Below are 4,884 nucleotides of genomic sequence, written 5' to 3'. Positions count from 1 at the left end.
TCCCCACAGGCCTGGGCCTGGGCGTAGGCGAACAGCAAGGTCAAGTTGCAATGAATCCCCTCCTGCTCCAGCACTTTGGCAGCTTGGATACCTTCCCAGGTCGAGGCGATCTTGATCAGCACGCGATCACGCGAAATCCCTGCGGCCTCATACAAGGCCATGATCCGGCGTGCACGCTCAATCGTGGCCGGGGTATCAAAACTCAAACGCGCATCGACCTCGGTCGAAACACGACCAGGCACCACTTTGAGAATTTCCAGCCCGAAACGCACCAGCACCTGATCCACGATGGTCGCCAGTGGCTCGCCGCGATGTGCGGCAACCGTATCGGCCAGCAAAGGCGCGTATTCAGGCTTTTGAACAGCCTTGAGGATCAACGAAGGATTGGTGGTCGCATCCTGCGGCGTGAACTGAGCGAGTTGCTTGAAGTCGCCTGTGTCGGCCACCACGGTCGTGCAGGCCTTGAGCTGTTCGAGTTGCGAAGTCATATCTCTGATTCGAATCGGAAAAGCGGATTCGCTTCGTGTTTTTGTTGGCGTGTCAAAAATACACCAGCGAAACCAGCACTGATTACGCAGACTGCCGCCGTGAAATTGCCTTATTGTTGCCTTTATTCTGAGTCCAATTTGATGACAAAGTTCGGCGCTACCCCTTAAGCGGATAGTCAGACTGACCATTTTTCGCAACTGCGCATGTCTTTTGACCTCGTTTTCTTTGGCGGAACCGGCGACCTGACCTGGCGCAAGCTCATGCCCTCGCTGTTTCAAGCCTGGCGGCACGGCAAATTGCCCACGGGTGGCCGCATCCTGGCCGTGGCCCGCGACGAGCAGGACGACGCCAGCTACCGGAACTGGCTGCACGAGCGCCTGCGGGCCGCCGACAGCGCCAAGCGCCCCACCGAAGACGAATACGCTCAGTTTTCTGCGCTGATTCATTACATGCGCATGGACCTGTCGCTGCCGGCTGATTACCTGCGGCTCAAGGATTGGTTGCAGGCCCGCCAGACCGACAACACGGTCATCTACCTGGCCACCAGCCCTCACCTGTTCCCGACCATCTGCCAGCAATTGGGCACCTGCGGCCTCAATCACGAAGGCATCCGCGTGGTGCTGGAGAAACCGCTCGGGCACGATCTGGCCAGTGCGCAAGAGATCAACCAGGCCGTGCGCGCCGTGTTCACCGAACGCCAGGCACTGCGCATCGACCACTATCTGGGCAAGCCCTCGGTTCAGAACCTCATGGCGCTGCGCTTCGGCAACGTGTTGTTCGAACCCCTGTGGCGCCGCGAAAGCATCGCCAACATCCAGATCACGCTGGCCGAAACACTGGGTGTGGGCACACGCGGTGACTTCTACGATCGCACCGGCGCCCTGCGCGACATGATCCAGAACCACGCGCTGCAACTGCTGACCATGGTGGCCATGGAGCCGCCCTCCAGCGCCGATGCCGACGCCATCCGCGACGAAAAGCTCAAGGTGCTGCGCTCGCTCAAGCCGTTTGATGCAGCCACGGTGAACCGCGATGTGGTCCGCGGCCAGTACCGCGCGGGCACGATTGCAGGTCAACCGGTCAAAGGCTACCTGGAAGAAGACAAGGTGCCAGCAGGCAGCCACACAGAGACCTTCGTGGCCTTGCGCTGCGAAGTGCAGAACTGGCGCTGGGCTGGCGTGCCCTTCTACCTGCGCACCGGCAAACGCATGGCAGACCGCCACGCCGACATCGTGGTGAACTTCCGCCCGACGCCGCACCCGATCTTTCCCGGTGCCCACACGGCCAACAAGCTGGTGATCAAGCTGCAACCGGAAGACGGGCTGGAGTTGCACCTGCTGGCCGCCAAGGGTTCAGTGGCCTCTGCGGGCGTCGGTGCGATGCCAGAGACCTTGTCACCCGTGTCACTGGACCTGGATTTTGACAAGGCCTTCCCTACCGACCGCGTGGGTGCCTATGAACGCATGCTGCTGGACGCCCTGGCTGGCAGGCTCAATCTGTTTGTTCGCTCGGACGAGCAGGAACAGGCCTGGCGCTGGGTAGAGCCGATTCTGGATACCTGGGCGCATGACAGCAGCACCGTGCGCGGCTATGCGGCTGGTACCTGGGGACCACCGGCAGCCAGCGCCCTGGTGGCGCGCGACGGTTTTGCGTGGGCGGAAGAAGCCTGACTGATTTGCAGCAGGCCTGCAAATCAGGCTGACTGCAACAAGCCGTCCACGCCGTAGAGGCGCGCCAACTCAGTCAAGCGAGCCGGCAGCGACTGCACCGCAAAGGCCCTGCCCTTCGCGCGCGCCATGCGCTGGCACTCCAGCAGCACGGCCAAGGCGCTCGAATCAAAACGCTCCAAGGCTGAGCCATCCACCGTCAACATGGCCGCATCCGAACTGCCTTTGGCAGCCTTGTCCAGCGTCTGCTTGAACAGGCTCAGCACATGGGGCACATCGGCGTGCGTGATGACGGCGGGCAGCAAAAGCATGGATGGTCCTTGATCAGCCAGCGACCTTCTTGGTCGCCAGTTGCTTGTTGCGCTCCACCAGCTTGGCGATCAGGCCATCAATGCCCGTGGCGTTGACTTCCTGGGCAAAACTGCTCTGGTAGGTCTGGACCAACCAGGCGCCCAACACATTCACGTCATAGATCTTCCAGCTGTCGCCGGCCTTTTCCAGGCGGTAATCCAACTGGATGGGATCGCCCTTGCCACGCACAATGGTACGCACCACGACCTCGGTGTCTTCAGGGCGGCTGCGCATGGGCTTGTACTCGACAACCTGATCCTTGATCTGGGCAACGGCACCAGAGTAGGTATAGATCAGCAAAGTCTTGAACTCGTCTTGCAGGCGTTTTTGCTGCTCAGGCGTGGCCTGACGCCATGCCCGACCCACGGCTGTCGCGGTCATGCGCGTGAAGTTCACGTTGGGCATGATCTTGCTGTCCACAACCTGGATCACCTTGTGGAGATCGCCGGACTGGATGGCCTTGTCACCTTTGACGGTGGCGAACACCTCGGTGGTGATGGTCTTGATGAAGGCGTCCGGCGTTTGTGCGGAAGCTGCGGCAGAAGTCGTCGCCACAGCCTCGGTAGCGGCGCAAGCGCCTGACAGCGCAGCCAGCGACATGGCGGCGGCGGCGATCAGACGAACGGTGATGACATTGATGGAAGACATGTTGTGGTCCCTTTCGGAGAGCATGCCATCCACTAACGCGACAAAGCCGCGCCTGGTGGACCTGCTAGCCCTCGATTATCTTTCTTTACGCCAAACCTGCCTGCATCAGGGGAACATGGCCCATGGATTCTCGGCAGACTCAGTTTGGCTTGTTTTCACTGGCGCATCTGGTGCAGATGCCGCACCAGCCTCGCTGGCACCCGCTGCTGGCGGAGCCGCATTGTCAGGCTGAGAAGGATCGTCCAACTCGTCCTCTTCGGGCGGGTCGCCTTCGTAGATCAGGTTCTGGCGGCGCTGCAGGTAGGCGTCACGCACAAAGGAATACTTGTCCAGCGCGACATCATCGACCAGGTTGGTCGCGCTCAAGTAATTGGCGCGCGCATTGACCAACTGGAAGGCGCGCAGCAGGTTCACTTCACGCGGGTACGTACCCAGCGTCGAGGGAGAAAAGTACAGATCCCCCGGAATACCCACCGAATCACGCAGGGTGGATGAGCCCAACAACGGCCACACGATGTAAGCCCCTGGCTTGACACCCCACACGCCCAGCGTCTGCCCGAAATCCTCATTGGATCTGTAGAGTTGCATGGGCGTGGCGATATCGATCAAGCCCCCCAGACCAAAGGTGGAGTTGACCGTGACCCGGATCACGCCCAGCGTGCCGTCCTTGAAACGCCCTTGCAGAAACAGATTGGCCGTCGACCAGACATCCTTGAGGTTGCTGACGAAATTGGTAAAGGCAGTACGTACCGGCTCCGGCGTCACGGCCTTGTAGCCTTCGGCAACGGGCTTGAGCACATTGGCATCCAGCGATTCATTGAAGCTGAACACCTTGCGGTTCCAGGGCTCCAGCGGATCAGGGTTCTGGCGCGTGGCGCAGCCCTGCAAGGCACCGGCCAGCACCAAGCCAAGCAGCAAAGCAGTTTTCTTGCTGTTCACTTCTGCCCCTCCTTGCCACCGCTCCCTTCAGCTGCTTTGCTGTAGAGGAACTGGCTGATCAGGTTTTCGAGGACGATGGCCGACTGGGTGCTCTTGATCGTATCGCCAGCAACCAGATTGGACTCACCGTAGCCAGGCTCCAGCCCGATATACTGCTCGCCGAGCAGGCCCGCGGTCAGGATCTTGGCTGACGTATCTTTCGGAAAGGCCACACCTTTGTTGAGGGTGAGTTCGACCTGGGCCTGGTAGGTCTTGGTGTCAAAGGTGATGGACTGCACACGGCCAACCACCACGCCTGCACTTTTGACCGCAGCCTGGCGCTTCAAACCGCCAATGTTGTCGAAGCGAGCGACCACGTTGTAGCCGCTGTCAAACGACAGGGTCAACAGATTGCCGGCCTTCAGCGCCAGAAAAAGGATGGCGGCCGCACCCAGCAGCACGAACAGGCCAACCCACACATCATGTTTTGATTTCTGCATCTTGTTCTTCCTTGCAGCCTGCCCGATCTCAGATCGAGAACATCATGGCTGTCAGCACAAAGTCCAGCGCCAGCACGGCCAGCGAGGCCATCACCACGGTACGCGTCGTGGCCAGCGATACACCCTCTGGCGTAGGCTGGCATTCATAACCTTGTAGCAAGGCCACGAAGGTCACCGTCAGGCCGAACACCACGCTCTTGAGCATGCCGTTGCCGACGTCAGCCCAGACCTCGACACCGTTTTGCATCTGTGACCAGAACGCGCCCTGGTCCACGCCGATCATCACCACGCCAACAACCCAGCCACCCAGG

7 protein-coding genes are annotated in these 4,884 nt (G+C 60.3%); 1 reads left to right on the top strand and 6 read right to left on the bottom strand.

Annotation, left to right across the window (positions count from 1 at the left end):
* Positions 1-488: transaldolase family protein (locus tag EPO09_RS09675; RefSeq protein WP_290642551.1), on the bottom strand; the 488-nt coding region annotated here is incomplete at its 3' end.
* Positions 489-692: 204 nt separating this feature from the next.
* Here EPO09_RS09675 and zwf point away from each other — a divergent pair.
* Entirely contained in the window at positions 693-2,159 is a 1,467-nt protein-coding gene (zwf, locus tag EPO09_RS09670; protein ID WP_290642549.1) for a glucose-6-phosphate dehydrogenase, read from the top strand.
* Between the two features lie 23 nt (positions 2,160-2,182).
* Here zwf and EPO09_RS09665 read toward each other — a convergent pair whose 3' ends face one another.
* The 5 genes from EPO09_RS09665 to EPO09_RS09645 all read right to left on the bottom strand — a co-directional run.
* Complete coding sequence (locus EPO09_RS09665; protein ID WP_290642547.1) at positions 2,183-2,467, bottom strand: lipid asymmetry maintenance protein MlaB; 285 nt, start codon at positions 2,465-2,467, stop codon at positions 2,183-2,185.
* A 13-nt stretch (positions 2,468-2,480) separates the two neighbouring features.
* The gene (locus tag EPO09_RS09660; RefSeq protein ID WP_290642553.1) at positions 2,481-3,107 is read right to left on the bottom strand and encodes a phospholipid-binding protein MlaC; all 627 of its coding nucleotides are present in this window, start codon (positions 3,105-3,107) and stop codon (positions 2,481-2,483) included.
* A gap of 153 nt (positions 3,108-3,260) precedes the next feature.
* Entirely contained in the window at positions 3,261-4,094 is an 834-nt protein-coding gene (locus tag EPO09_RS09655) for a VacJ family lipoprotein (RefSeq protein WP_290642545.1), read from the bottom strand.
* Positions 4,091-4,573 (bottom strand): outer membrane lipid asymmetry maintenance protein MlaD, encoded by a 483-nt coding sequence (gene mlaD, locus EPO09_RS09650; protein WP_290642543.1) that lies wholly within the window; start codon positions 4,571-4,573, stop codon positions 4,091-4,093. The genes EPO09_RS09655 and mlaD overlap by 4 nt, the downstream gene beginning before the upstream one ends.
* Before the next feature lie 28 nt (positions 4,574-4,601).
* The coding region (locus tag EPO09_RS09645; RefSeq protein WP_290642542.1) for an ABC transporter permease at positions 4,602-4,884 on the bottom strand (283 nt) is incomplete at its 5' end.

The organism is Aquabacterium sp. (assembly GCF_004297345.1).
In the GTDB taxonomy this organism is placed as follows: domain Bacteria; phylum Pseudomonadota; class Gammaproteobacteria; order Burkholderiales; family Burkholderiaceae_C; genus Aquabacterium.
The sequence above is the reverse complement of the archived record's forward strand: the minus strand, read 5'-3'. Positions and strand labels throughout refer to the sequence as shown.